The organism is Paracoccus sp. R12_2, assembly GCF_017744015.1.
Lineage (GTDB): Bacteria > Pseudomonadota > Alphaproteobacteria > Rhodobacterales > Rhodobacteraceae > Paracoccus.
On sequence record NZ_JAGHRA010000013.1, the window covers coordinates 51,165 to 77,565 of the forward strand.

Sequence of the window (26,401 nt, forward strand, 5' to 3'; positions counted from 1 at the left end):
ATGATGCGTGGTTCGACGAGCCTTTGCCGACCCTAGGCGTTCAGGTCGAGAGGCCGGGCCTGAATGGGATCGGACAAATGGCCGCGCCGCCATGCTTCGGGTGTCGTGCCGGTTCGGTCCTTGAAGATGCGGATCAGATGCGAAGCATCGCAGAAACCGGTTTCGGCTGCGATCTGGCTGATCGTGCGGTCGTCCCGCATCAGAAGCAATCGGACCTGAGACAGGCGGACCAGCAGGAATGCTTCTGCCGGCGGCAGTCCCAGAGAATCGTTGAAGTGCCGTTCCAGCTTGCGTCGGCTGACCCCCAGCCGGTCAACGATCTGGGCGACACTTGGCGGGACGTCCATGTTCTGCTGCAGGATCAGCAGCGACCGCCGCACCAGCGGATCGTCCGATTTCAGCTCCAGCGGCAGTCCGGGTTGCGGATCGTCGGCTGCCATCGCCTCATCGATGATCATGATGTGCAGGCTTTTCTGTGCAGCCGCCTTGCCAATATGGCGATCGACCAGAAATGCGGCCAGATGCGCCGAACTTGCGCCGCCCGAACAGGTCAACCTGTCGCGGTCCACCACGAAGATGCGGTCAGACACGGGATGCAGCCCGTCGAACTGTTCCAGGAAGTCGTCGTGGTGGAACCAGCTGACGCAGCAGCGATAGCCCTGCATCAGCCCTGCGCGGTGCAGGATGAACGCGCCTGTGCAGACGCCGACCAGGGGCACGCCCAGTCTTGCCGCCTCATGCAGGAATGCCGCGTAATCCGGCGGGATACGGGCGATTTCGTCCATCAACCCGCCGACCACCACAATGTAGTCGAAGCGCGAGGGATCGCCCAGCCTCTCGTCGGCGCTGATCGCCACGCCGCAGCTGGAGCGGACCGGATCGCGGTTGGTCCCGATGACCTGCCATGTGCAGCGAATCGGGCGCGATCTGTCGCCTTCGTCCGCAGCCAGACGAAGCACATCCACGAAATTGGCAAAGGCGGACAGGGTGAACCTTCGGGCCAGCAGAAAGCCGACCCGCAATCGGGGAGTGTCGGATGGGAAGGTCGCGTCGCGCATGGCGCAAATATAACATCGAAAAGACGCAAACATCCAGTTCTGGCAGTGTCGCATCCTGCATTTTCCATCGATCACAGGAATCGCCAAGCAAGGACAGGTGCCATGACCCATTTTTCCGCCATGTCGCTGCTGAAGAACGCGCTGACCGGCCACAAGAACTGGCGCGAGCAATGGCCCGACAGTCAGCCCAAGGCCGAGTATGACGTGGTGATCGTGGGTGCGGGCGGACACGGTCTGGGCGCGGCCTATTACCTGGCCAAGGAACACGGCATCACCAATGTCGCGGTGATCGACAAGGGCTGGCTGGGCGGCGGCAATACCGGGCGGAACACGACCATCATCCGGTCGAACTATCTTTATGACGAAAGCGCGCGGCTGTTCGACCACGCGCTGGATCTGTGGGACAACCTGTCCCAGGAACTGAACTATAACGTCATGTATTCCAAGCGCGGCGTGATGATGCTGGCGCATAACGTCCATGATGTGCAGTCCTTCCAGCGCCATATTCACGCCAACCGTCTGAACGGCGTCGACAACCGCTGGCTGACCAAGGAAGAGGCGAAGGCCTTCTGCCCGCCGCTGAATATCAGCCCCGATGCCCGTTACCCGGTCATGGGTGCTGCGCTGCAGATGCGCGCGGGCACGGCACGTCACGACGCGGTGGCCTGGGGCTATGCCCGTGCGGCGGCGGCGCGGGGCGTGGACATCATCCAGAACTGCCCGGTCACCGCAATCCGTCGCGGCCCCGACGGGTCGGTGATCGGCGTCGAAACCGCCAGGGGTTTCATCAAGGCCAAGAAAGTGGCCGTCTCGGCGGCCGGTCATACCAGCGTGGTGATGGACACAGCAGGCGTCCGGATGCCGCTGGAAAGCTATCCGCTGCAGGCGCTGGTCAGCGAGCCGGTGAAGCCGATCTTCCCCTGCGTGGTGATGTCCAACACCGTCCACGCCTATATCAGCCAGTCCGACAAGGGCGAGTTGGTGATCGGATCGGGCACCGACCAGTATACCAGCTACAGCCAGCGTGGCGGATTGCCGCTGATCGAACATACCGTCGCCGCGATCTGCGAGGTGTTCCCGATCTTCACCCGCATGCGGATGCTGCGCAAATGGGGCGGCATCGTCGATGTGACGCCGGACCGGTCCGCTATCTTGGGCAAGACGCCGGTCAAGGGGCTTTACGTTAACTGCGGTTGGGGCACCGGCGGCTTCAAGGCAACGCCCGGCGCCGCCCATATGCTGGCCTGGACCGTCGCCAAGGACGAGCCGCATCCGATCAACGCGCCCTTCACCCTGGAACGTTTCACCACCGGCCGGCTGATCGACGAAGCCGCCGCCGCCGCCGTCGCGCATTGAGGAGCAAGAGACATGCTGCTGATCCACTGCCCCTATTGTGACAAAACCCTGCCCGAACTGGAATTCGCCTATGCCGGCGAGGCGCATATCGCCCGGCCGGCCGATCCCTCGGCGCTGTCCGACGAGGAATGGCGCGACTTCTTGTTCATCCGGACCAATGCGCGGGGCACGCATTTCGAACGCTGGCGCCATGTCCATGGCTGCGCACGCTTCTTCAACGCGGCGCGGGACACCGTCACTGACCGTTTCATCGTGACCTACAAGGCCGGCGAGACCCGCCCCGACCTGACCAAGAAGGAGGCCGCCGAATGAGCCGCTATCGCACCCCCGGACATGGTCGCGTGGATCGCGCCGCCCCGGTCAGCTTTACCTTCGATGGCAAGACCTATCAGGGTCTGCGCGGCGATACGGTGGCGTCGGCCCTGCTGGCCAATGGCGTGCATCTGATGGGTCGGTCGTTCAAGTATCATCGTCCGCGCGGCCCGGTGACGGCGGGTTCGGAAGAGCCCAACGCCCTGATCGGCACCTCGCGCGATCCGGGACGGTTCGAGCCCAATACCCGCGCCACCGTGCAGGAACTGCGCAAGGGGCTGGTCACCGAAAGCCAGAACAAATGGCCGCGCTTGTCCTTCGACATCGGCGCGATCAATGACCGCGCCTATATGCTGTTCTCCGCCGGGTTCTACTACAAGACCTTCATGTGGCCGAAATCCTTCTGGGACAAGGTTTACGAGCCGTTCATCCGCAGCGCCGCCGGTCTGGGAAAATCGCCGACCGAGAACGATCCCGACCGCTATGCCGCGCGCTATCTGCACACCGATCTGCTGATCGTGGGGGGCGGGCCGGCCGGGATCGCGTCGGCGCTGGTCGCGGCGAAATCGGGCGCGCGCGTCGTGCTGGTCGATGAGAACCCGGAAATGGGCGGCGCGTTGCTGTCCGATCCCTCGGTGATGATCGACGGGGCGCCCGCATGGGAATGGCTGGACGCCAGCCTGACCGAACTGCGCGCGGCGGGCGTCAGGCTGATGACCCGCACCACGGCCATCGGATATTATCACCAGAACTTCGTGGGCTTGTGCGAACGCCTGACGGACCACCTCGACACGCCGCCCGCCGATGCGCCGCGCGAACGCATGTGGCGGGTGCGCGCCGATCAGGTGGTGCTGGCGCAGGGCGCGCTGGAAAAGCCGCTGGTGTTCGACGGCAATGACCGTCCCGGCGTCATGCTGGCCGGATCGGCGCAGACCTATCTGAACCGCTATGGCGTGCGCGTGGGCGACAACCCCGCCGTGCTGACCTGCCATGACAGCGCGTATCATGCCGCCTTCGATCTGGCCGATGCGGGCAGCAGGATCGCGGCCATCATCGACACCCGCTGCGATGTGCGTCCCGACCTGATCGACGCCGCCGCGCAGCGCGGCATCCGCGTCATGCAGGGCCATACGGCGACCGGCACCAAAGGCCGGCTGCGCATCACATCGGTGCGGGTCAATCCGGTGCAGGGCGGCAAGGTCGGCAAGCCGGTCCAGATCGCCTGCGACGCGCTCTTGATGTCAGGCGGCTGGACTCCGTCGCTGCACCTGTTCTCGCATACCAAGGGTTCGCTGGCCTGGGATGCGGACAGCAACACCTTCCTGCCCGACCGCAAGACCGAGGCCTGCCAGATCGCGGGTGCCGGTCGCGGGTTGTGGGGCTATGGTCCGGTTCTGGAAGACGGGGTAAAGGCCGGGGTGGCCGCCGTCGAGGCGCTGTCGCGCAGCGGCAATCCGCGCGATCTGCCGGTCGGAAACGACCGCCCCGGCAGCGGCATCAGCCACACGGAACTGCCGACCGATCTGCCTGCCGGCAAGGCCAAGGCCTTCGTCGATTTCCAGAACGACGTTACCGCCAAGGACCTGCGGCTGGCCGTGCGCGAGGGCATGCGCTCGATCGAGCATGTGAAACGCTATACCACCAACGGGATGGCGACCGATCAGGGCAAGATGTCGAACATCAACGGTCTGATGATCGCCGCCGACGCGCTGGCGAAACAGCCGCCGCAGGTCGGCCTGACCACGTTCCGGCCCCCCTATACGCCGACCAGCTTCGGCGCCTTCGCCGGCTATCTGCGCGGCGAGACGTTCCAGCTGACCCGCAAGACGCCGATCGACCCCTGGGCCGAGGCGAACGGCGCGGTGTTCGAACCTGTCGCCCAGTGGCGGCGCGCCTGGTATTTCCCGCAGCCCGGCGAGGACATGCACGCCGCCGTGGCCCGCGAATGTCGCGCCACGCGCGCCTCGGTCGGGATCTTCGACGCCTCGACGCTTGGCAAGATCGAGGTCGCGGGCCCGGACGCGGTCGAGTTCATGAACCGGATGTATACCAATCCCTGGACCAAGCTGGCGCCGGGCCGTTGCCGCTATGGCCTGCTTCTGGGCGAGGACGGGTTCATCCGCGATGACGGCGTCATCGGGCGGCTGTCCAGCGACCTGTTCCACGTCACCACGACGACGGGCGGGGCCGCGCGGGTTCTGAACATGATGGAGGATTACCTTCAGACCGAATGGCCCGATCTGAATGTCTGGCTGACCTCGACGACCGAGCAATGGGCGACGGTTGCCCTGAACGGCCCGAATGTGCTGGCGCTGCTGAAGCCGCTGGTCGAAGGGGTGGACTGGGACGATTTCCCGCATATGTCCGTCGCCGAATGCAGTGTCGTCGGCCTTCCCGCGCGGCTGTTCCGGCTGTCCTTCACCGGCGAGGTGGGGTTCGAGGTCAACGTGCCCGCCCGTCACGGGCTGGCGCTGTGGACGGCGCTGATCGAGGCCGGAAAATCCTATGACATCTGCCCCTATGGCACCGAGGCGATGCATGTCCTGCGCGCCGAAAAGGGCTATATCATCGTGGGTCAGGACACCGATGGCACCGTCACGCCGCAGGATGCAGGGCTGGACTGGGCGATCGGCAAGGCCAAGCCCGATTTCGTGGGCAAGCGGTCCCTGTCGCGTCCCGATATCGTTGCCAAGGGCCGCAAGCAGCTGGTCGGTCTGCTGACCGAGGATGGCAGCAAGCTGGAAGAAGGCGCGCAGATCGTGCTGGACCCGAACCAGCCCTTGCCGATGAAAATGGTCGGCCATGTCACCTCGTCCTACGACTCTGCCGCGTTGGGCCATCCCATCGCCATGGCAGTGATCGAGGGCGGCCATGACCGGATGGGCGAGGTCGTCCACATCCCCATGCCCGACGGCGTGCGGCGTGCGCGGATCACCTCGACCGTGTTCTATGACCCGACCGGCGAACGGCTGAAGGCGTAAGGAGAAACCGATGACCACGCAGAAACACGACTTCGCAGCCCCGGTCCAGATCGAGGAGCTGGCGCCGGTCGCGCGGCTATCGCTGCGCGTCCGCCCGGATCATCGCGCCGCGCTGGCCGATGCCCTTGGGCTGGACCTGCCCGCGCGGATCGGCGACCGGGCCGCGTTGGACGGGCGCGAGGCGTTGTGCCTTGGCCCCGATGAATGGCTGATCCTTGCCCCCGAGGCGGCCGACCTGATCGCCGATGCTGCCGCGGTCTATCCGACCGCGCCGCACAGCCTGACAGAGATCAGCGACCGAGAGATCACCCTGCGTCTGTCGGGTCCATCGGTGCTGGACCTGTTGGCGACCTGCTGCCCCCGCGATGTCGGCGCGCTGGCCGTGGGGCGCGGCTGCCGCACCGTCTTTGACAGCGCGACCGTGACGCTGTGGCGTGATGGCACGACCGCGTTCCGCATGGATGTCTGGCGCAGCTTCCTGCCCCATGTCCGCAACCTGATGGCGTTGACCGAGGCCGAACTGGCCGCCGGTCTGTGACCCGCCCCACAATCCAACGGAGTTCCCCGATGCTCGACACGAAGACGCCCGCCATTTCCGACGACGCCATCGCCGCCGCCATCGGCCGCGAACTGGGCAGGCAGCAGGACCAGATCGAACTGATCGCATCCGAAAACATCGTCAGCCGCGACGTGCTGGCCGCGCAGGGTTCGGTGCTGACGAACAAATATGCCGAAGGCTATCCCGGCAAACGCTATTACGGCGGCTGCGAATTCGTGGACGAGGTCGAGGATATTGCCCGCGACCGCCTGAAACAGCTGTTCGGCGCAGGCTTCGTGAACGTCCAGCCGCATTCCGGCGCGCAGGCCAATCAGGCGGTGTTCCTGGCGTTGCTGAATCCGGGCGACAAGATCATGGGCCTGTCGCTGGCCCATGGCGGGCACCTGACGCATGGATCGCCGGTCACCATGTCGGGCAAGTGGTTCGAGGTTGTGTCCTACGAGGTCGAAGAGGACAGCCATCTGATCGACATGGCCAAGGTCCGCGAAAAGGCGCTGGCCGAACGTCCGAAGCTGATCGTCGCCGGTGCCTCGGCCTATCCGCGCCAGATCGACTTCGCCGCGTTCCGCGCCATCGCCGACGAGGTGGGGGCCTGGCTGATGGTGGACATGGCCCATTACGCGGGGCTGATCGCGGCGGGCGAATACCCCGACCCGATCCCGCATGCCCATGTCATCACATCGACCACCCACAAGACCCTGCGCGGCCCGCGCGGCGGCATCATCCTGACAAATGACGAGGCGCTGGCGAAAAAGCTGAACTCGGCGGTGTTCCCCGGCAATCAGGGCGGCCCGCTGATGCATGTGATCGCCGCCAAGGCCGTGGCCTTCGGCGAGGCCCTGCGCCCCGATTTCAAGAATTATGCCCGGCAGGTCGTCGCCAATGCCCGCGCGCTGGCCCACACGCTGACCGAAGGCGGCGTCGGCATCGTGTCGGGCGGCACCGACTGCCACATGGTGCTGTGCGACCTGCGTCCGTTGGGCGTGACCGGCAAGGCCGCCGAGATCGCGCTGGAGCGTGCCGGCCTGACCTGCAACAAGAACGCCATCCCGTTCGATCCCGAAAAGCCCTTCGTGACCTCGGGCATCCGGCTTGGCAGTTCGGCCGGCACCACGCGCGGCTTCGGCGAGGCCGAGTTCCGCCAGATCGGCGCGATGATCCTGCGGGTGCTGCGGGCGCTGGCCGACAATGCGGATGGCGATGCGGAAACCGAGGCCGCGACGCATGCCGAGGTGAAGGCGCTCTGCGACCGCTTCCCTATCTACGCGTCGTGATCTCGCGCCGCTGACCCGAGGCGGCGATGCCTTAGGAAGATCTGTCACCTGCATGTCAACGGCCGCGAGCCTTCGCGGCCGTTGACACCATGACCGGACATGCCCAGCCTTCTGCTGTCGCGGTGCGGGCGATCGGCTTGTCGATCCGGACGAACTTGCTTTGACTCTGACCGCGCGGGACGATACTGCGACGGATCGGCCGTCTCGGGGCGCTGGCCGGCATCGCCGTATCGACGGCACCGCGCCCCGGTCCCGGCCCAAGGGCCCCTCAGCAGGCAGAACCGATGACCCAGAACGACATAGCCGCCCCGCTTGCCACAGCCCTGGCCGAGAGGGGTTACACGACCTTGACCGCCGTGCAGCAGGCAGTGCTGGCGCCATATGCGCGGGGGCGGGATCTTCTGGTGTCCGCGCAGACCGGGTCGGGAAAGACCGTGGCATTCGGCATCGCGGCAGCCCCCGACCTTCTGGATGGCGGCGACGTGCTGCCCGAAGGCGATGCACCGCTGGCCCTTGCGATTGCGCCGACGCGCGAACTTGCGCTGCAGGTCGCGTCGGAACTTGACTGGCTTTATGCCGCCACCGGTGCGCGCATCGCGACCTGCGTGGGCGGCATGGATTTTCGCACCGAACGGCGCGCGCTCGCCCGCGGTGCGCGGATCGTCGTCGGCACACCCGGCCGTCTGCGCGATCACATCGAACGTGGAAGCCTGGATCTGTCCGCGTTGCGCGTCGCGGTTCTGGACGAGGCCGACGAGATGCTGGACCTCGGCTTCCGCGAGGACCTGGAATTCATTTTGCAATCGGCACCCCAAAGTCGCCGCACCCTGATGTTTTCCGCGACGGTGCCCCCCGCGATCGAGAAGCTGGCCCGTGATTTTCAGCGTGACGGCCTGCGGGTCGCCGCGATGGGCGAGGCACGGCAGCATGGCGACATCGCCTATCGCGCCTTGTCGGTGACCGCACGCGACCGCGAGAACGCGATCTTCAACCTGCTGCGTTTCTACGAGGCGCGCACCGCCATCGTGTTCTGCAAGACACGTGCCAATGTGAACCATCTTCTGGCGCGCATGGGCAATCGCGGCTTTCGCGTCGTGTCCCTGTCGGGCGAACTGTCCCAGCAGGAACGAACCCATGCCCTGCAGGCGCTGCGTGACGGACGCGCGCGGGTCTGTATCGCGACGGATGTTGCCGCGCGCGGGATCGACCTGCCGGGGCTTGAACTGGTGATCCACGCGGATCTGCCCAGCAATTCCGAAACGCTGCTGCATCGGTCCGGCCGAACCGGTCGTGCGGGGGCGAAGGGTGTGTCGGCGCTGATCGTCACCCCCGCGGATTACAAGAAGGCGCAGCGTCTTCTGCAGGGGGCCAAGGTCACGGCGGATTGGGGCAAGGCGCCTTCCGCCGACGAGGTCAGGGCGCGCGACGATCTGCGCATGCTGGATCATCCGGCCCTCAGCGCGACGCTGGAAGATACGGGGATCGCGCAGGACCTGCTGGCGCGGGTTGGGGCCGAACAGGTCGCGGCAGCCTTCGTGCAATTGTGGCGCGAGGGTCGTCCGCCGCCCGAGGAACTGACCGACGCCCCGCCGCCGTCCAGCGCCGCGCCCCGCGCACCCCGCGAATTCGGCGCGGCGGTCTGGTTCGCGCTTTCGGTCGGTCATACCGGTCGGGCCGAGGCGCGCTGGCTGCTGCCCAAGCTGTGCGAGGCGGGCGGCATCACCCGCGATGCCATCGGCGCGATCCGCGTCCGCGAAAACGAAACCTATGTCCAGATCGCCACCGCCGAGGCATCCCGCTTTGGCGACGGGCTGGAGGTCGAACCCGGCCTGTCGATGACGCGTCTGGCGACCGAGCCGGATCTTGAACGCCGCTCGCCCACTGCCAAGCCACGTGCCGGAAAGCCCGCGCGTGCGAAACCTGCGCCAATCCCCGCCAAGGCCGCGGAGGACCGCGATCAGGCCAAACCTGCCGCGCCAAAGCCTGCACAGTCCGAGGCACCAAAGCCCCGCACGACGAAAAAGCCCGCGCCTGCCCCGCGTGATCCGTCGAAGAAGGTCCATGCGCCTCGCAAGGACGCTGCAACCCATGGCGACACGCCCAAGGGACCAAAGGGCAAGAACAAGGGCAAACCGGGCGCCGCTGCCAGAACTGGCAAGCCCTCCCCGCGCGCAGCCCGCGGTGGTGGTGCGGTGCCGCGTCGTCCGAAGGGTGGCCGGTAGGGGGCGGTCGGCCCGGCGGGCCTATTCCGCCGGGTTTGCGGCCTGCCGTTCCGGTTCAGGTTCGCCCCGGCGCAGCCCCTCGATCAGCACATAGACGACCGGTGTCAGCAGCAGCGTCAGCACGAATGCCAGGCTGAGACCGCCGACGATGACCGACCCGATGGCGCGCCGGCTTTCGGCACCCGCGCCTGACGCGACCGCCAGCGGCACCGCGCCCAGGATGGTGGCAATGGTGGTCATCATCACCGGTCGCAGCCGCGTCACCGCGCCTTCGCGCGCGGCCTCGATCAGGGGCATGCCGCGGTCGCGCAACTGGTTGGCGAATTCGACGATCAGGATGCCGTTCTTGGCCATGATCCCGATCAGCAGGATCATCCCGACCTGAGAGAATATGTTCAGCGATGCACCGGTGATCATCAGTGTGACCACCGCGCCTGCCAGCCCCAGGGGAACCGTCAGCATGATCGTCAACGGTGTGCGAAAGCTTTCGAACTGGGCCGACAAGACCAGAAATACGATGCACAGCGCCATCGCGAAGACCATCGCGACCCCGCCCGAACTTTCCAGATAGTCGCGAGCCTGCCCTTCCCACGCCAGTGTCGCGCCCGCGGGCAGATCGGCAGCCGCATCTTCGACGGCCGCCATGGCCTGCGCCAGGTCCACGTCCTGGGCGATGTCGGCCTCCATCTCGACCGAGACAAGGCGATCATAGCGGTTGATCGCCGGCACCGTCGCGCCCTGCTGCACCTCGGCAAAGGCCGACAGCGGCACCAGATCGCCGCGGTCGTTTCGCAGCAATACAGACATCATGTCCGCGACGGAGTCGCGATCCTCGCGCGCGGCCTGCAGGATGACGGGATATTGGCGTCCGTCGTTGCTGTATTCGCCGACCGTCCGCGATGCGAACAGCACCTGCATGGTCTGTGCGACGGTTTCCGAATCCAGCCCCAGATCCTGCGCACGGGCGCGATCGATCGACAGCGTCGCGCCCGGCTGGTTGGCATCATACCCGACCTCGACCGAGGCAAGGCGGGGATCGCCTTCCAGGGTTTCGGCCATCTGCCCGGCCCAGTCCGCTGCGCGGTCCAGATCGGGGCCGCCGACCATCCATCGGATGCTGCCACCGGACCCGCCCAGACCCAAGCCGCCTGACGGACGCAGGAACACCGACACTTCGGTGACATCCGCAAGCCTGGTTCGCAGATCCGCGATGACCTCATCGACGCCGACATCGCGCTGATCCCATGGCGCCAGGTTGACGAATATCAGCGAGCGCCGCAATTCGCCCCAGATCCCCACGATTGCGGTGACGTTGCGGACAAGACCGGCCTCGCGCATCGGCTCCAGCGTCGCTTCGATCTTGCGCGTCGCTGCGTCGGTATAGGCCAGGTTCGAACCCTGCGGCGCCGCGACATAGATGCGGAATTGGCCGCGATCCTCGTCCGGGGTCAATTGGCGCGGCAGGTTCTGATGGATCGCGAAGGCCGAGGCCATGATGAAGGCGGTGATGGCAAGGATCGGCAGCGGCCTGCGGAACATCCATGTCAGCACCGCGCCATAACCGCGTTCCAGCATGCCGATCACGCGGTCCACACTGCGGGTCAGAAGATTGGGCCGATCCTCTCGTGGCATGACCAAAGAGGCAAGAACCGGCGACAAGGTCAGCGCGACGAAACCCGATACCGCGACCGCGACCGCCAGAACGATGCCGAATTCCGCGAACAGCTGGCCGATCTCGCCTTCCATGAAGCTGACGGGCACGAAGACCGCGATCAGCACGGCGGTCGTCGCGATGACCGCAAAGCCCACCTGTCCGGCGCCCTTGCGGGCGGCCTCGGCCCGGGTTTCGCCTCTGGCGCGATGCCGCTGGATGTTTTCCAGCACGACGATGGCGTCGTCCACGACAAGCCCGATGGCCAGGATCAGCGCGAACAAGGTCAGGATGTTGATGGAAAAACCCAGCATCATCATCGCCAGCCCGGCCCCGAAGGCGGAGATGGGGATCGTCACGACGGGCACCATGGCCAGCCTGGCCGAGCCGAGGAACAGGAAGATCACCGCGGTGACCAGCGCCACGGCCTCGGCAAAGACCTTTGCGACCTGCTGGATCGAACTTTGGATAAAGACCGCCTCGTCGGTGGTGATCTGCAACTGCATACCGTCCGGCAGGGTGGGACGGATACGGTCCAGTTCCCGACGGACCGCGCCCGAGATGGCGACTGTATTGGCCTGTGCCTGTGGCTGAACGCCCATCCCCAGCGCGATCTGGCCGTTGGTCCGGAAAATCGTTTCACTTTCCTCGGGCCCCTGTTCGATCCGGGCGACATCCCCCAGGCGAAGGGGGCGGCTGCCCCCGTCGCGGACGACCATCTGACGGAACGTGTCTGCCGAGGTGAACCGGGTCTGCGCCAGCACCTGCAACTGGCGCGCGCTGGTTTCGATCTCGCCAGCGGGCAATTCGACATTGTTCGCCTGCAGCGCCGAGATGATGTCACTGGTCGTGATGCCGTAGGCTGCCATGCGCGTCTGATCCAGCCAGATCCGCATGGCCGGGGCACGTTCGCCATAGATCGCCGTGTTCGCGACACCGGGCAGCCGCGCCAGCCGATCGGTCAGGAAGCGAGAGGCGTAATCCGACAGTTCCAGCGGCGTCATGTCCGGGCTGGACAGGCTGAGACGCAACACTGGATCGCCTTCGCTGTCGTTCTTGTCCACGCGTGGCTGGCCGGCGGCGTCGGGAAGATCGTTGGTGATCCGGTCGATGGCGTTGCGGACATCGTTCGCCGCGCCGTCGATGTCGCGCGACGGATCGAAGGTCAGAACGGTGCGCATGCTGCCCCGTTCCGATTCGGTCGACATCGATTCCAGCCCGCTGATCCCGGCCAGCGCGCCTTCGACTATGGTGGTCACCTGACTGTCCACGACATCGGGTGCCGCGCCGGTATAGCTGACCCGGACCGTCACCTCTGCCGCGTCGACCTGCGGCAATTCGCGGACCGGCAGGCGGGTCATCGCGAACGCACCGATCAGCACAAGAAGCAGGTTCAGAACGGTCGCAAGGACGGGGCGGCGCAGGGACAGATTGGGCAGGCTCATCCCTCGCCCCCGTCGGCCGAGGGGGCTGCTGCGGACCTTGCGCTTGGAACCGGATCGACCGTCATGCCGGGCTGGACGCGGTGCAGATTGGTCATGATGATCCGGGCATCCGTGGAAAGCCCGTCCAGAACTTCGATCAGATCGCCGCGCTGCCGGCCGATGCGGACCTGAACCTGCCGCGCCACGCCCTCTTGCGCCACCAGAACCAGATTGCGGTCGCCGCTGACGGTGATGGCGCGTTCAGGGACCGCGACGCTTTGGCGTTCAGCAAGCACAAGTTCGGCCTGCATGAACATCCCGCCGGCGATTGCCCTGTCATCGTTGGGCACCTCGGCCCGCAGCGCGATCGAGCGGGTGGCAGCATCGACGCGTGTATCGATCCGGCTGATCCGGCCATCGAAAACGCGATCGGGCCATGCAGAGGACGTCAGCGCGACCCGTTGGCCGACCCTTAGCTGCGGCAACAATGTCTCGGGCACGCTGAAATCGACCTCGATCACCTCAAGATCGTCAAGCGTTGCGATGACCGTGCCGGTGTCGATCATCTGTCCTTCGACAAGATCGGTCAGCCCGACGACGCCGGGGAAGGGGGCGCGGATCGTGCGATCTTCAAGCGCGATCTGGGCACGGTCGCGTTCGGCCTCGGCCCGCAGCAGCGCGGCCCGGGCGGTCTGAAACGCGGCGTCCGATGAACTGCCGCTGCGATTCAGCTGTTCCTGCCGCTGAAACGCCGCCTCTGCCTCGGCCAGCGTCGCCTCGGCCGCCTTCAGGTCGGCCTGGGCCGCGCGGTCGTCCAGGCGGATCAGCACCGCATCTGCGGCCAACTGTGCGCCTGGCTGGAACGTGATTTCGGCGATCCGACCGTCCGCCTCGGGGGTGATCTCGATCGCGTGCCTTGCCCGAGCCGTGCCGACGGCCCGCACGCTGTCCTGAAATGTGGCGATCTGCGGGGAAATCGTTTCGACGCGGATCGCGGCGCTGCTGTTGTCCCGATCCTCGGCCTGGGGATCAGGTGCGGCCAGAATGCGATCGGTCAGATACAGCCCGCCCGCCGCCGCTGCGGCAAGCACGACCAGACCGGCAAGGGCATTCAGAACGCGCATCAAGTTCTCCGGCCGGGGTGATCAGCACCGGCATTTCCGAGGCAACAGGTCGTGATGAACGAATCGTGTGCGAATTCATGGCTGTGGGCAACTGATATTCGCGTGTGTCGTGATCGTCTGCCGTCGTGAAACCTGTCGTTTCCGTCCGGGACCGGCCATGCTGTCGGTCACTCACAATTTTTTCACACGCTGCAGATACCCAGCTAGCAACATCTGAAGCGGCTTGGACATGAACGATTTGAGACAAGAGCCAAACGACCTTCTGGCTTACTGGACACGCTACGACTGGCGCGAAAGCTTTTTTGCGCCCGGCATCTCGATCTTGCAGGCACTGACTGCGGCGGGACGGACCGCCAGCGGCGCCGGATCCACACGCGAAAGCGCCTTCCGGCGATGCCTTGGGGAGACGGCCGAGCTTCATGCCCTGCAGGAACTGGACGCGCAGATCGACACGTCAATGGTCGGAATCGCCGCGCATATCGACGCAGGGAAGGCGCAGGTATACGCGATGCTGGAAGCATTCGAGCGGTTCGCGGCGCATGAATGGTGGTACGGCAGGCGCGCCGCCACACAGATCCCCGAAACCTGGCTGCAACAGATCGGGCTGACGTCGCATCTGTTGCAGGCACGGCATGGTGCGGCGCTGAAACGACGCACCGCATGGTGGCGGATCAAGACCGATGCCGATTGCCCGCATGTCATGATCTGCCGCAGCATGAGCCCTGAAGGCCAGAACCTGATCCTTGGTTTCGGCGCCGCTGCCTGCCCCGCCAGGGCGGCGCGCAAGGCATTGCGCGAGGCGTTCCTGATGGAAATGAACCTGATGGAACTGCTTGCTGCGCGAAACTCGGGTGTCAGCGATCCACTTCGGGTTGTGGGTGAGAAGATCGCGACCTATGGCCGCCGCTGCCCGGCCCTGCTGCCGCCTGGCGCCGACTGGGCCCCGTCATGGCACGAGGCGGCAGAGATCAGCATCGACGGTGCGCGCAACTGGTTCGGAGGCGAGGCCGAACTGCGCGACATAACCCCCCAGGGCGGTCCCATAAATGTCTGGATTTGCAGGCCGATCTTGGCGCATCATGACGATGACGCCGGAACCGGGCTGCCCTATCTGTAGATCGAGGCGAAGGAGGTACTGCACATGCCGAAGGGTCCCGACCTTCACGAGCTTGAGGATTCCCGCTACGGCTGCGCCCCCGGTCCGGCACCGGCGCTGCGCGTGCCGGACCGTGTATCCATCCGGGGCGTTCAGCCGAATGTCGACCCCACCGATGGCGCGGCCTATGTGACGCGCCAGCCGCCCGAGATCCTGCTGCGCACCACGCCCGAGTGGCGACGGCAATGCCTGACCGGTGCCGCGCATATTCCATCGGCCTATACCTATCTTGGACAGCTGATGGGCCATGACATGGGCAGCAGCGTCGCGCTGTCCAGCGTGCCGCATGTCCAGCGCGCCGAGGCGACCGATGCGGTCTCGATCCTGGGGCCAAGGCGCTATAACCTGATCGACAATCCCCTGACGCTGGAAACGGTCTACGGGCCGGGACCGATGATGCTGTCGCATCTCTACGACCCCGACACGATGCTGTTCCGCCTGACGCCCGGTGCCAGGCTTGCGCGTGTCTATCGCGCCAGCCACGATCCGTTATCCAGCAGCGATGACCGCCCGATCCGCGCGCTGTATGACGAACGCAACCGCGACACGCTGATGCTGCACGAACTGGCGGTGGCGTGGATGCAGTTCCACAATCTTTGCGCCCGGACACTGATGGCGAACGGGGCCAGCCCGTTCATGGCCTATGCCATGGTGCGTGCCCATGTCGTTCGGGTCTGGCATGGAATCGTCCGTGACGATGTCCTGCCGCGCTTCCTGCATCCCGATATCGCGGCGATCCCGGCAGACGATCTGCCACCCGAATGGCAACTGGACGAGACGACCTTGCTGCACGGGTTGTTCCGGGCGTTCCATTCACTGCCGCTGGCGGCCTATGACCTTGGGCGCCACGGGGTTCACAATCTGGCCGATCTGCTGAAGGCGGGATACGAGATCAGCGAGGCGGAAAGCGATTGGGTGATCGACTGGCCGCTGTTCTTCGGCGAACGGCCGGGTGGGCCCCGCACCGGGTTGTCGGCCAGCGTTGCCCCGGAACTGCGCGCGCCCGTATCCGCCGCCGCAGTGATCGCGCTGGACAACACCACCGCCATCGATGCGCGCCCGCTGCGCGCGGGCAACAACAAGATCGAGGCGGCGATCGCGGGACTGCCCGATCCGTGGCCGGCGCGTCTGACGCCGCAGGCGATCGCACAGGATTTCCAGGCCCGGCATCCGGCCTCGCCGGTGCGCGTAACCTCCGAAATGATCGAATGGGGGCCGCTGTTCCAGGCCGTCATGATCGAGGCGCAGCTTCACGGCCAAAAGGGTGGGTTGGGGCCGCTTGGCAGCGCGCTGCTGCGCGGTTCGATCGCCGGGTCGATCAACAGGGTGATCCTGGCGCCCGAGCGTGGTGAGGCCAGGGATCTTCCGCGCCCCGAAACGATGATGAAACTCATAGAACTAGTCAGAAAGGTATGATCCCATGAGTGACAGCAAGTATGTGATCGTTGGCTCCGAGGTCGATCAGGCCGAATATTTCCTGCACGACGACGGACGCATCGACCGGGACAAAGGCGCCGACGGCCAGCCGCTGAACGTCGAGTTTGTCGGCAAGCTGATGGTCGATCTGTCCCGTCGCGGTCCCGAGAACGTCTCGGAAGCCGAACTGATGGAGTTGGAAGATCAGTTGAAATATGCGCTGACCGTTCAGGATTTCTCGGTTCGAACCGGCAATGCACCGCTGTCCGACAGCGAACGTCAGCAGATCCTTGACCGGACCCGCGTGAAGATCCAGTTTGAGCCGCGCTATCGGCTGGACGGTCATGCCGACCGCAATATCCGCCTGCTGATCGTGCCGTGCGACGAGACGCTGGACGTCGCCGACAAGCTGATCAGGTCGCAGGGGGATTCCAAAGGCTTTCGCCCGCCGCTGTCCTACGAGATGGACAAGGCCTTGCTGATGGCCAGCCTGAAATCCGAACTGGTCGAGATCGCGCGCGAGTTCGCGGCCAAGGGGGTGCCGGGATGGACCCAGGACATGCAGGCCGCGCTGGAAACCCACATGTCTGACGCGGTCGATGCCCGTTGCACCTTCCGTGACCCGACAGGCGCACCGCTGGATGACGTGAAGAACGAGATCATGGGCAGCCCGGTCAGGGCATTCCATCGCTCGGTCGGGATCTATGCCACGAACGCCTGCCGCTAGCGGCGCGTGGTGCAGGCCTCGAAGATCTTCGTGGTCGTTGCGCAGAGATCCCGATAGGTGTCGTCGTCGCGCAGCGGAAAGCAGTTCACGAACCAGTCCACGATGCTGTCGTTGTCGGCCGCCGTGGCGGCGTGCCAGCCGTTGCGGACGGTGATCAGGTGCTGATCGAAGAACTTCATGGCCTCGCTCTGCCGGCCCAGTTTCCACAATGCCAGGCTGTGCCATCCATCGCTGATGGTCGGCATGACTCCTGCTCCCTGTTCGAATTCGGCGACCGAGGTGGCATAGTCCTGCAGCAGATAGTGGACCATCGCGATATAGATTCGATGAAAGGGTTTCAGGACGGCATCGTGCTGGCGCGCTTCTGCGACCAGCCCGCGGGCCCTATCCGGATTGCCCGAAAATGCGAAACCCAACGCGCAAGACGCAAGCGTCAGCGGATTGCTGCGATTGAGGTTCAGTGCCTGTTCAAAGTGGAATTCCGCCAGCCCGAATGCGCGCTTGTGGCAATAGCACCAGCCGACCACCCGATGTGCGCGGGTATCCAGCGGATCGACGGTCACCGCCATGTTGGCATGATGCAGGGCGCGCGACTTGACCTCTTCGGTCTGTCGCGTGCCGGGCAGCAGGATATGCCTGACATTCAGCGCACCGGCCAGTTCCGCGTGCGCGGGACCGAAGTCAGGCGCGGCGCGGGTGATCTCGTCCAGCATTTCCAGGGCCTCGCCCTCGGTCTCGGGGGACCATGTATCCAGCAGGGTCTGCGCCTTCAGCCAGCGGTCATAGATCGCCAGCCCGGAATCAGACAGTGAACGGTCCGACACCGCAACCGACAGGGCGCTGGCCAGATTTGCCAGCAGCAGGCGGACCTTGGCTTCCCAGTCGGTTTCGGGACTGTCGATCACCTCGGACCACAGCAACTGGCTTTCCCTGACCGTCTGGACATCGGCGAAAAGCTGATACCGACCCAGCGCGAAGACTGGCCGCAGCTTGACCATGATGGTCGCGGGTTCGGCGCTGTCGTCGTCCAGCACGCGCCATTCCCGGAACCGCCCCATCCGCATCCGCAGATCGGCATACAGCACCGTGGCAAAACCGCGCATTTCGTCGGGGATCGGCTGGGGCGACGGCAGCAGGTTGACCGCGATGCTGACCTCGGGCCGTCGCGACACGGCCCTGACAGGGGCGGGCAGGGGTGTCGGGTTCAGCTTGATCGCGGCCAGCAACTCGATCGTCTCGGCCTCGGGTTCCTGATCGAAATCCTCGTCCAGATATCGATAAAGAAGATCATAGCGTTCGATTGCCCGCGTGGCGTGGCCGCTGTGCCAGTCCAGGTTCATCAGCAGGCGCACCGCGGTTTCGTTGGCGGGTTCCAGTTCGACCGCCAGTTCCGCCGGTTGGCGCAGCGCCGACAACTGCGATGTCTCGGCGCCGGCCAGCAGTTCATCCAGCGCGGTGCGGATCGTCGCGGAAAGCCCCGAACGGGTGATCGCAAGCCAACTGTCGAACGATCCGCTGATGCCTTCCAGCTGCGTGGTATAGGCCAGCAATTCGCGGATGCTGCTGGCTGCATCCGCGTCCCAGGCCTGGGCAAGGACGGTCTGCCTGAAATGGTCCTTCAGCGTTACCCGTCCGGCATGCCGGTCGGACAGGATCAGCGAGACCTGTCCGATTTCGGTTTTCAGCGTCAGCCCGCAATCCGGGGGCATGTCGCGGCGGATCTGCCGCACAGCCTGACGATAGGATGCGGCCGCGCGGGTCGCCTCGGCGTCCTGCCACAGCAGGTCAACCACCTTCTCGGCCCGGTGCGAGGTGTTGAAGTCGTTGGCCAGAAAGAAACAAAGCGCCTTCGCCTTGCGAGACCGTATCGCTGACAGGGTCTCTAGCAGTGCTGGGAATGGCGAAACATCAGTCATGGTACGGGCATTCGGTTCCGGCTTGGGACGGGCCGACGCTGAAGTGGTCAGGCGTCCTTGTCCAGACAGTATAAACCCATTCGCCGAATCCGCCGCGCTTCTGTTACCCGGAAACGCGACTTCGGATCAGTCCGGCGCGGCGGCGGAGACCCGGCGCTGACGGTTCAGCGTGCGGATGAAGGCCATCAGGAAGATCGCCGTCAGGATCAGCACCACCGTTGGCGCAGGCGCGCTGTCGATGTAGAAGCTTGCATAGACCCCGGCCAGCATCGCGCCCATGCAGACAATGACCGACACCGCTAGCATCCGACCAAAGCTGCGGGTCAGCAGGAAGGCGATGGCACCCGGCGCGATCAGCAGTCCGACAGCAAGGATAAGCCCCGTTGCCGACATCGTCGCCACGATCGTCAGCGACAGGATGGTCAGCAGCCCGTAATGCAGAAGATTGACGGGCAGGCCCGAAGCGCGCGCCTGTGCCGGGTCGAAGGCGTGCAGCATCAGATCCCTCCATTTCAGCAGCAACGCGACCGATACGGGAACCGCGATCAGCAACGAGGTCCAGATGTCGCCGGCGCCGACGCCCAGCATGTTTCCGAAAAGGATGTGGTCAAGATGCACGTCGGACGAGATCGACGTATAGATCACGATGCCCAGCCCGAACATGCCCGAGAAGACCACCCCCATCACCGTATCCTGCTTGACCCGGCTGTTTTCGGCCAGATAACCGGTCGCCAGCGCCGTGACCATTCCGGCCGCAAAGGCGCCAAGGATCAGCGGAAATCCCAGGATATAGGCCAGAACGATACCCGGCAGCACGGCATGGCTGACCGCGTCGCCCATCAGCGCCCAACCCTTCAGTACCAGAAAGCAAGAGAGCAGCGCGGTCGGTACGGACACGATCACGGCAATCAGGAATGCCTTCTGCATGAAGGCGAACTGGAACGGCAGCAGGATCTGCTCGAACATCATGCCGTTCCTTCCGAGGCGATGGCGGCCCGCGCCTTGGCCCGTGCCGCCAGCAGGCCGTGCTTCGGCGCCCAGATGAAGGTTGCAAGAAAGATCAGCGTTTGCAGGACCACGATTATCCCGCCGGTCGCCCCGTCCAGAAAATAGGACAGATAGGCGCCGAGGAAACTTGTGATCGTGCCGATCGCGACGGACAGGGCGATCAGCCGGGGAAAGCGGTCGCACAGCAGATAGGCCGTCGCGCCCGGCGTGACGACCATGGCGATCACCAGGAACGCGCCCACCGTCTGCATCGCGGCCACGACGCTGGCGGACAGAAGGACGAAGAACACAGCCTTCAGCAGCCGAGGCCGCAGTCCGATCGACCGTGCGTGGCTTTCGTCGAAGAAGACGACCATAAGATCCTTCCACTTGGCCAGCAGCACCGCCAGCGACAGGAAGCCGATAAGGGCAAGTTGCAGCGTGTCCTCGGGCGTGATGGCAAGAATGTTGCCCATGGTGATCGTCTGGACGGATACCGACATCGGATTGACCGAGACCATGAACAGACCCAGGCCGAAGAACGAGGTGAAGATCAGGCCGATCACCACATCGACCTTCAGCCCGGACCGGTCGGACATGAACAGCATCGCCGCCGCCGCAAGCCCGCCGGACAGGAAGGCGCCGACCGCGAAGGGCAGGCCAAGCATATAGGCGCCGGCGACGCCTGGCACCACCGAATGGGAAAGGGCGTCGCCGATCAGCGACCAGCCTTTCAACATCAGATAGCTGGACAGGAACGCGCAGACCCCGCCGACAAGCGCCGATACCCACATCGCGTTCGTCATGTAGCCGTAGGAAAAGGGTTCCAGCAGCACGGTCATTCGGGCGCTCCGCGGGTCTGTGTCTGGTCTCCGTAATGAACAAGCGGGCGTTCGTCGTCGCTGAAGATGGTCACGTTGCGGGTGTCCTGATCTTCGTGCAGCGCGTCGCCGCCAAGTGTGAAATGGCGCAGCACACCGCCGAACGCGGACTCGAGATTGGCGCGCGTGAAGGTGGTCTGGGTCGGGCCGTAGCTCAGCACCGTGCCCTTGACCAGCACGACCCGGTCGCAGAATTCGGGGACCGACCCAAGATTATGGGTCGAGACCAGCATCACCCGCCCCTCGGCCCGTAATTCGCGCAGCAAGGCGATGATCTGGTCCTCGGTCTTGACGTCGACGCCGGTGAACGGCTCGTCCAGCAGGATCACCTGCCCATCCTGTGCAAGCGCACGGGCAAGGAAGACGCGCTTTTTCTGCCCGCCTGACAATTCGCCGATCTGGCGATGGCGGAATTCCTGCATGTTGACCCGCCGCAGGGCGGTGTCCACCGCCATGTGGTCGGCCCGCGAGGGACGGCGCAGAAAGCCCATATGGCCATAACGCCCCATCATCACCACATCCTCGACCAGAACCGGGAAGGACCAGTCCACCTCCTCGGCCTGCGGGACATAGGCGACAAGGTTGCGCTTCAGCGCATCCTTGATCGTCATGCCCAGCACGCGGATATCGCCCTTGGCCACCGTGACAAAGCCCATCAGCGCCTTGAACAGCGTGGATTTGCCGGCGCCGTTGACGCCGACCAGCGCGGTGATCGTGCCTTTCGGAATGCCGAAGCTGGCGCTGCGCAGGGCGGTATGTCCGTTGCGATATGTTACGGTGACGTCACGCGCGCTGATCCCGCCACCGGGATCGGCCTGCGGCTGGTCCGCCGTGGGGGTGCTGCCTTCCTTGTGCATTTCTGCTCGCTTTCTGACGGATGGCGTGCTGGCCCGCGCTGCCTCGCCGCCCTGACGCATATCGGTCGGGGCAGGCGGTGCTGCGGGGTCAATCCGCTGTGTCGGTCAATCCCTTGGCAACGGTATCCGTCGTCACACGCAACAGATCAAGATACGAGGGCACCGGGCCATCCGGCTGGGACAGGCTGTCCACGTAGAGTTCGCCACCGTAGCGCGCTCCGGTTTCCCGCGCGATCTGCTGTGCCGGGGCGGTGTTGACGGTGCTTTCGCAGAACACGGCGGGAATCTCGTGTTCGCGAACGCCGTCGATCACATCGCGCACCTGCCGGGGCGTGCCCATCTGGTCCGAGTTCATCGGCCACAGATACAGCTCCTGCAGTCCCAGATCGCGCGCCAGATAGCTGAAGGCCCCTTCGCAGGTCACCAACCAGCGCTGAGCCTCGGGGATCTTGGCGATTTCGGCCTTTAGCGGTTCCAGCGTGCTGCGCAGCTGTTCCTTGTAGGCCTGCGCGTTGGTTCTGTAGGTGTCGGCGTTGTCGGGATCCTGACCGGCAAAGGCGGTGGCAATGTTGTCGATATAGATCATCGCGTTCTCAAGACCCATCCAGGCGTGAGGGTTCGGCTTTCCCTCATAGGTGCCGGCCGCGATCGGGATGGGGTCGATGCCGTCGCTCAGTGTTGCCGAGGGCACGTCCCCCAGATTCGCAATGAACTGTTCGAACCACAGTTCAAGGTTCATGCCGTTCCACAGGATCAGGTCCGCGCCCTGTGCGCGGACGATGTCCTGCGGGGTGGGTTCATAGCCGTGAATCTCGGCGCCGGGCTTGGTGATCGACACGACGTCGGCGGCATCGCCTGCAACCTGGCTGGCCATGTCCGCCAGAACAGTGAACGTGGTCACCACCTTCATCCTGTCTTCGGCAAGTGCCGGTCCGGCGACCAGCACCGTCGCGGCCACCGTTGCAAGCAGGCGTGAGAACGTGTCTGGCATATGCGCTTTCCTTTGCTGATCGCGTCGCGGATGGCCCGTGTCCGGACCTCGCAGACCAAGCTTAGTTGCAAGTCATTTGCAGATGGACATAACATGCCTTCGCCGCAGTTCAAGTGCAATCTGTTTGCATCTGGCGCGGGGCGCGCCGCGTGACGACCCATGTCAGTCATGCTAGACAGGCGCTTCGCCGTCCCAACAACGCGCCTTGAGCGGAGCGGAAGCCGACAGGGGTTCAGACCATGACCAGAAGCGAAAGCCGCAATCTGATGCAGCGATGCCGCGAGGCAGGCTTGCGGCTGACCGGCCCACGACAGGCAATCCTGAAAGTGCTGGCTGAATCGGACGATCATCCGGATGTCGAGGAGCTGCACCGGCGCGTGGTCGAGATCGAACCCGGCATCAATCTTGCGACGGTCTATCGGACGGTGAACACGCTGGCGGAACATCGGTTGGTCGAAAAGCACAGCTTTGCCGATGGCAGGGCACGATACGAGGCGGCACCACCGACCCATCACGATCACTTCATCAATGTCGAGACCGGCGAGGTGGTCGAGTTCCGGTCCGATGAGATCGAACGTCTGCAGCAGAAGATCGCGCAGGAATTCGGTTTCCAGATCGTCAGCCACCGGCTGGACATCTATGTGAAACCGCAGGACTGACGGTGTGCGGGCCCGATCAGCCCGGCATCCGACCTCTGTCCCGAACCCTTGCGTTGAAGCGGGCGATCTCGCGCGGTTCGGCAGGGCGGCCGGTAAAGATCTGAACATAGATCGGAATGCGTGCAAGGCGCGTGGGCAGATCCTCGCGCGCCTGCATCGAGATATATCCGATCTGGGTCAGATATATCGTCCGGGCGCGGATATCGGCGTCATCGTCCGCGTGACCCCATCGCGTTAGCATGTCGCGCAACGCCGCCAGCCGCGCCCCGTCGGCAGCCTCGGTGCGTTTCGCGACCGCAGGATCCTGCAGGGCCCAACTGCGGACCGCAAACTCCAGCCTTGCGTCGAAATCGCCAGCCAGGAAACAGGCCAGCACGTTCAGCATCGCCTCGGTCGGGGTTTCGGCATAGTCTGATGTGGCCTTGACCAGCGGGGCGGTCGTCCTGTCTTCCCAGCCGTCGATCAGCGCGGCCAGAAGTGCCTCGCGATCCTGAAAGAACCAGTAGAAGCTTGTTCGCGACAGGCCAAGCTGCTTGGCCAGAGGCTGGATCTTCACGGCGTCGATGCCGCCTTCCAGCAATGCCTGATACCCGGCCTCCAGCCAGCCTTGGCGCGATCCGCGCCATCCCGTGTCCGCATCCACCCGGTTCTTCATCCCGATCCTGTAGCGGGCGACCGGGCCTCTGGCAACTGGAATGTTCGCAGGTGCCAGGTAAATGTTCATCAATGAGTTACCAATTGACACAAGTGAACATTTTGTGTTTCTGGAAGCCGGTTCCACCGGCAAGAGGCAGGCCATGTCCAATGATCCCCTTCTTCAGCCCTACCGGCTGAAGCATCTGACGCTTCGCAACCGGATCATGATCACCAGCCATGAACCGGCCTATCCCGAGGACGGGATGCCCAAGGACCGCTATCGCGCGTATCATGTCGAACGTGCCAAAGCCGGGGTTGCGCTGACCATGACCGCCGGTTCGGCCTCGGTGTCGCGCGACAGCCCGCCGGTCTTCAACAATATCCTCGCCTGGAAGGATGAGGTGGTCGGTTGGATGAAGCAGTTGGCAGACGAATGCCACGATCATGGCTGTGCCGTGATGATCCAGCTGACCCATCTTGGCCGTCGGACCCGCTGGGACAAGGCCGACTGGTTGCCGGTCGTATCACCGGGCCACGAACGCGAAGCCGCGCACCGGGCATTTCCCAAGAAGATGGAAGACTGGGACATCGCCCGCATCATCGAGGACTATGCCGACGCTGCGGAACGCATGCAGGCGGCGGGCCTCGATGGGATCGAATTGCAGGCCTATGGCCACCTGATGGACCAGTTCTGGTCGCCGCTGACCAACGATCTCGACGGTCCCTATGGCGGCAGCCTGGACAACCGGCTGCGCTTCACCTTCGACATCCTGCGCCGCATTCGCGAACGCTGCGGTGACGAATTCATCGTCGGCCTGCGCTATACCGGCGACGAGGATCTGCCGGGCGGACTGACCGCCCAGGACGGGTTGTCGATTTCCCGCAAGCTTAAGGACAGCGGGCTGGTCGACTTCCTGAATGTCGTGAAGGGTCATATCGACACCGATCCGGGCCTGACGGACGTGATCCCGATCCAGGGGATGCGCAATGCCCCACATCTGGATTTCGCGGGAAGGATCCGCGCCGAGACGCAGTTTCCCACCTTTCATGCCGCCAAGATCCCTGACGTGGCCACGGCGCGCCATGCGATCGCCTCGGGCAAGCTGGACATGGTCGGCATGACCCGCGCCCACATGGCCGACCCGCATCTGGTGCGCAAGGTCATCGAGGGGCGCGAGGATGATATCCGGCCTTGTGTCGGTGCCAATTACTGCCTGGACCGCATTTATCAGGGCGGCATGGCGTTCTGCATCCACAACCCGGCCACGGGGCGCGAACAGACCCTGCCTCAGACGATCCAGCCAGCCGTGCGCGGCCGTCGCATCACCATCGTCGGCGCCGGCCCTGCGGGGATGGAGGCCGCGCGCGTCGCCGCCGAGCGCGGGCACGAGGTGACGGTCTTCGAGGCGGCAGACCAGCCCGGTGGCCAGATCCGCCTGACCGCGCAGCAGGAACGCCGCCGCGAAATGATCTCGATCATCGCGTGGCGGATGGCGCAATGCGAAAAGCACGGCGTGAAGTTTCATTTCAACAGCTTCGCCGATGCGGACACCGTGTCGCAGACGCTCCCCGACGACGTGATCATCGCCACAGGCGGCCTGCCGCATACCGAGGTGCTGCGCGATGGCAATGAGTTGGTCTGTTCGGCCTGGGACATCCTGTCGGGCGACGTCAAGCCGGGCGCGAACGTGCTGGTCTTTGACGATGCGGGCGACCACGCGGGCCTGCAGGCGGCCGACATGATCGCCGCTACCGGTGCAAGCGTCGAGATCGTGACCCCGGATCGCAGCTTCGCGCCCGAGGTCATGGCGATGAACCTTGTGCCCTACATGCGCAGCCTGCAGCGGCGCGATGCGACCTTCACCGTCACCTGGCGACTGATGTCTGTGGCGCGCGACGGCAACCTGTTGCGCGCGACGCTTGGCAGCGACTATGGCGACATGACCCGGGATCGGCTGGTCGATCAGGTTGTGATCAATCACGGCACCCGACCGCTTGACGACATCTATTTCGACCTGAAGCCCTTATCCTCGAATCTGGGCGAGGTGGATTACGAGGCGTTGACCGGTGGCGTTCCGCAATCCGTGACGCGCAACTCTGACGGGCGGTTCCGCCTGTTCCGGATCGGCGACGCGGTGGCTGCCCGAAATACCCACGCGGCGATCCACGACGCGCTGCGGTTGGTCAAGGATCTGTGACGGTCAGCGTGCCGGT

The 26,401-nt window shown here is 64.8% G+C and carries 20 protein-coding genes; 11 read left to right on the top strand and 9 right to left on the bottom strand.

The window, feature by feature from the left end; genetic code table 11:
• Nucleotides 1–32 precede the first annotated feature (32 nt).
• A complete protein-coding gene (locus J7359_RS14705; RefSeq protein ID WP_209057735.1) occupies nucleotides 33–1,058 on the bottom strand; it encodes a GlxA family transcriptional regulator in 1,026 nt (341 codons plus the stop codon).
• A 102-nt stretch (nucleotides 1,059–1,160) separates the two neighbouring features.
• Here J7359_RS14705 and J7359_RS14710 point away from each other — a divergent pair, with 102 nt between their 5' ends.
• The 6 genes from J7359_RS14710 to J7359_RS14735 all read left to right on the top strand — a co-directional run bounded on the left by J7359_RS14710 (nucleotide 1,161) and on the right by J7359_RS14735 (nucleotide 9,762).
• Entirely contained in the window at nucleotides 1,161–2,414 is a 1,254-nt protein-coding gene (locus tag J7359_RS14710; RefSeq protein ID WP_209057737.1) for a sarcosine oxidase subunit beta family protein, read from the top strand.
• Between the two features lie 12 nt (nucleotides 2,415–2,426).
• The gene (locus tag J7359_RS14715; protein WP_209057739.1) at nucleotides 2,427–2,726 is read left to right on the top strand and encodes a sarcosine oxidase subunit delta; all 300 of its coding nucleotides are present in this window, start codon (nucleotides 2,427–2,429) and stop codon (nucleotides 2,724–2,726) included.
• Nucleotides 2,723–5,707 (top strand): sarcosine oxidase subunit alpha, encoded by a 2,985-nt coding sequence (locus tag J7359_RS14720; protein ID WP_209057740.1) that lies wholly within the window; start codon nucleotides 2,723–2,725, stop codon nucleotides 5,705–5,707. Before J7359_RS14715 ends, J7359_RS14720 begins: the two co-directional genes overlap by 4 nt.
• Before the next feature lie 10 nt (nucleotides 5,708–5,717).
• The gene (locus J7359_RS14725) at nucleotides 5,718–6,245 is read left to right on the top strand and encodes a sarcosine oxidase subunit gamma family protein (RefSeq protein WP_209057741.1); all 528 of its coding nucleotides are present in this window, start codon (nucleotides 5,718–5,720) and stop codon (nucleotides 6,243–6,245) included.
• A 29-nt stretch (nucleotides 6,246–6,274) separates the two neighbouring features.
• Nucleotides 6,275–7,540, top strand: a complete 1,266-nt coding sequence (gene glyA, locus J7359_RS14730; RefSeq protein WP_209057742.1) for a serine hydroxymethyltransferase — start codon at nucleotides 6,275–6,277, stop codon at nucleotides 7,538–7,540.
• A gap of 284 nt (nucleotides 7,541–7,824) precedes the next feature.
• A complete protein-coding gene (locus J7359_RS14735; protein WP_209057743.1) occupies nucleotides 7,825–9,762 on the top strand; it encodes a DEAD/DEAH box helicase in 1,938 nt (645 codons plus the stop codon).
• A gap of 21 nt (nucleotides 9,763–9,783) precedes the next feature.
• On the opposite strand, the gene J7359_RS14740 is transcribed toward J7359_RS14735, so the two are convergent.
• Both J7359_RS14740 and J7359_RS14745 read right to left on the bottom strand, forming a co-directional pair.
• Nucleotides 9,784–12,858 (bottom strand): efflux RND transporter permease subunit, encoded by a 3,075-nt coding sequence (locus J7359_RS14740; protein ID WP_209057744.1) that lies wholly within the window; start codon nucleotides 12,856–12,858, stop codon nucleotides 9,784–9,786.
• On the bottom strand, nucleotides 12,855–13,961 hold the full coding sequence (locus J7359_RS14745; RefSeq protein WP_209057746.1) for an efflux RND transporter periplasmic adaptor subunit: 1,107 nt from the start codon (nucleotides 13,959–13,961) through the stop codon (nucleotides 12,855–12,857). The genes J7359_RS14740 and J7359_RS14745 overlap by 4 nt, the downstream gene beginning before the upstream one ends.
• 229 nt (nucleotides 13,962–14,190) lie before the next feature.
• Here J7359_RS14745 and J7359_RS14750 point away from each other — a divergent pair, with 229 nt between their 5' ends.
• The 3 genes from J7359_RS14750 to J7359_RS14760 are packed head-to-tail and all read left to right on the top strand — an operon-like array spanning nucleotide 14,191 to nucleotide 17,260.
• Complete coding sequence (locus J7359_RS14750) at nucleotides 14,191–15,078, top strand: YcaO-like family protein (protein ID WP_209057748.1); 888 nt, start codon at nucleotides 14,191–14,193, stop codon at nucleotides 15,076–15,078.
• A 24-nt stretch (nucleotides 15,079–15,102) separates the two neighbouring features.
• Complete coding sequence (locus tag J7359_RS14755; RefSeq protein WP_209057750.1) at nucleotides 15,103–16,533, top strand: hypothetical protein; 1,431 nt, start codon at nucleotides 15,103–15,105, stop codon at nucleotides 16,531–16,533.
• A gap of 4 nt (nucleotides 16,534–16,537) precedes the next feature.
• On the top strand, nucleotides 16,538–17,260 hold the full coding sequence (locus J7359_RS14760) for a hypothetical protein (protein ID WP_209057752.1): 723 nt from the start codon (nucleotides 16,538–16,540) through the stop codon (nucleotides 17,258–17,260).
• On the opposite strand, the gene J7359_RS14765 is transcribed toward J7359_RS14760, so the two are convergent.
• From J7359_RS14765 to J7359_RS14785, 5 genes are all read right to left on the bottom strand, one after another.
• Entirely contained in the window at nucleotides 17,257–19,176 is a 1,920-nt protein-coding gene (locus J7359_RS14765) for a BTAD domain-containing putative transcriptional regulator (RefSeq protein ID WP_209057754.1), read from the bottom strand. The genes J7359_RS14760 and J7359_RS14765 overlap by 4 nt on opposite strands.
• Nucleotides 19,177–19,302: 126 nt before the next feature.
• Nucleotides 19,303–20,142 (bottom strand): metal ABC transporter permease, encoded by an 840-nt coding sequence (locus J7359_RS14770; RefSeq protein WP_209057755.1) that lies wholly within the window; start codon nucleotides 20,140–20,142, stop codon nucleotides 19,303–19,305.
• Nucleotides 20,142–21,005 carry a metal ABC transporter permease gene (locus J7359_RS14775; RefSeq protein WP_209057756.1) on the bottom strand — a complete coding sequence of 288 codons (864 nt, stop codon included), beginning with the start codon at nucleotides 21,003–21,005 and terminating at the stop codon, nucleotides 20,142–20,144. The genes J7359_RS14770 and J7359_RS14775 overlap by 1 nt, the downstream gene beginning before the upstream one ends.
• Complete coding sequence (locus J7359_RS14780; protein WP_209057757.1) at nucleotides 21,002–21,901, bottom strand: manganese/iron ABC transporter ATP-binding protein; 900 nt, start codon at nucleotides 21,899–21,901, stop codon at nucleotides 21,002–21,004. The genes J7359_RS14775 and J7359_RS14780 overlap by 4 nt, the downstream gene beginning before the upstream one ends.
• Before the next feature lie 88 nt (nucleotides 21,902–21,989).
• On the bottom strand, nucleotides 21,990–22,892 hold the full coding sequence (locus tag J7359_RS14785) for a metal ABC transporter substrate-binding protein (protein WP_209057758.1): 903 nt from the start codon (nucleotides 22,890–22,892) through the stop codon (nucleotides 21,990–21,992).
• Nucleotides 22,893–23,131: 239 nt separating this feature from the next.
• Between J7359_RS14785 and J7359_RS14790 the strand changes: the two genes are divergently transcribed.
• Nucleotides 23,132–23,551, top strand: coding sequence for a Fur family transcriptional regulator (locus J7359_RS14790; RefSeq protein WP_209057759.1), 420 nt, complete (start codon nucleotides 23,132–23,134; stop codon nucleotides 23,549–23,551).
• A 16-nt stretch (nucleotides 23,552–23,567) separates the two neighbouring features.
• On the opposite strand, the gene J7359_RS14795 is transcribed toward J7359_RS14790, so the two are convergent.
• On the bottom strand, nucleotides 23,568–24,206 hold the full coding sequence (locus J7359_RS14795; RefSeq protein ID WP_209057760.1) for a TetR/AcrR family transcriptional regulator: 639 nt from the start codon (nucleotides 24,204–24,206) through the stop codon (nucleotides 23,568–23,570).
• 142 nt (nucleotides 24,207–24,348) lie between these two features.
• Between J7359_RS14795 and hpbA the strand changes: the two genes are divergently transcribed.
• The gene (gene hpbA, locus J7359_RS14800) at nucleotides 24,349–26,385 is read left to right on the top strand and encodes an NADH:flavin oxidoreductase (RefSeq protein ID WP_209057762.1); all 2,037 of its coding nucleotides are present in this window, start codon (nucleotides 24,349–24,351) and stop codon (nucleotides 26,383–26,385) included.
• Nucleotides 26,386–26,401: the final 16 nt, after the last annotated feature.

Coding starts and splice junctions, on each gene's coding strand:
- J7359_RS14705 (WP_209057735.1), bottom strand. CDS start 1,058: ATGCGCGACGCGACCTTCCCATCCGACACTCCCCGATTGCGGGTCGGC.
- J7359_RS14710 (WP_209057737.1), top strand. CDS start 1,161: ATGACCCATTTTTCCGCCATGTCGCTGCTGAAGAACGCGCTGACCGGC.
- J7359_RS14715 (WP_209057739.1), top strand. CDS start 2,427: ATGCTGCTGATCCACTGCCCCTATTGTGACAAAACCCTGCCCGAACTG.
- J7359_RS14720 (WP_209057740.1), top strand. CDS start 2,723: ATGAGCCGCTATCGCACCCCCGGACATGGTCGCGTGGATCGCGCCGCC.
- J7359_RS14725 (WP_209057741.1), top strand. CDS start 5,718: ATGACCACGCAGAAACACGACTTCGCAGCCCCGGTCCAGATCGAGGAG.
- glyA (WP_209057742.1), top strand. CDS start 6,275: ATGCTCGACACGAAGACGCCCGCCATTTCCGACGACGCCATCGCCGCC.
- J7359_RS14735 (WP_209057743.1), top strand. CDS start 7,825: ATGACCCAGAACGACATAGCCGCCCCGCTTGCCACAGCCCTGGCCGAG.
- J7359_RS14740 (WP_209057744.1), bottom strand. CDS start 12,858: ATGAGCCTGCCCAATCTGTCCCTGCGCCGCCCCGTCCTTGCGACCGTT.
- J7359_RS14745 (WP_209057746.1), bottom strand. CDS start 13,961: ATGCGCGTTCTGAATGCCCTTGCCGGTCTGGTCGTGCTTGCCGCAGCG.
- J7359_RS14750 (WP_209057748.1), top strand. CDS start 14,191: ATGAACGATTTGAGACAAGAGCCAAACGACCTTCTGGCTTACTGGACA.
- J7359_RS14755 (WP_209057750.1), top strand. CDS start 15,103: ATGCCGAAGGGTCCCGACCTTCACGAGCTTGAGGATTCCCGCTACGGC.
- J7359_RS14760 (WP_209057752.1), top strand. CDS start 16,538: ATGAGTGACAGCAAGTATGTGATCGTTGGCTCCGAGGTCGATCAGGCC.
- J7359_RS14765 (WP_209057754.1), bottom strand. CDS start 19,176: ATGACTGATGTTTCGCCATTCCCAGCACTGCTAGAGACCCTGTCAGCG.
- J7359_RS14770 (WP_209057755.1), bottom strand. CDS start 20,142: ATGTTCGAGCAGATCCTGCTGCCGTTCCAGTTCGCCTTCATGCAGAAG.
- J7359_RS14775 (WP_209057756.1), bottom strand. CDS start 21,005: ATGACCGTGCTGCTGGAACCCTTTTCCTACGGCTACATGACGAACGCG.
- J7359_RS14780 (WP_209057757.1), bottom strand. CDS start 21,901: ATGCACAAGGAAGGCAGCACCCCCACGGCGGACCAGCCGCAGGCCGAT.
- J7359_RS14785 (WP_209057758.1), bottom strand. CDS start 22,892: ATGCCAGACACGTTCTCACGCCTGCTTGCAACGGTGGCCGCGACGGTG.
- J7359_RS14790 (WP_209057759.1), top strand. CDS start 23,132: ATGACCAGAAGCGAAAGCCGCAATCTGATGCAGCGATGCCGCGAGGCA.
- J7359_RS14795 (WP_209057760.1), bottom strand. CDS start 24,206: ATGAAGAACCGGGTGGATGCGGACACGGGATGGCGCGGATCGCGCCAA.
- hpbA (WP_209057762.1), top strand. CDS start 24,349: ATGTCCAATGATCCCCTTCTTCAGCCCTACCGGCTGAAGCATCTGACG.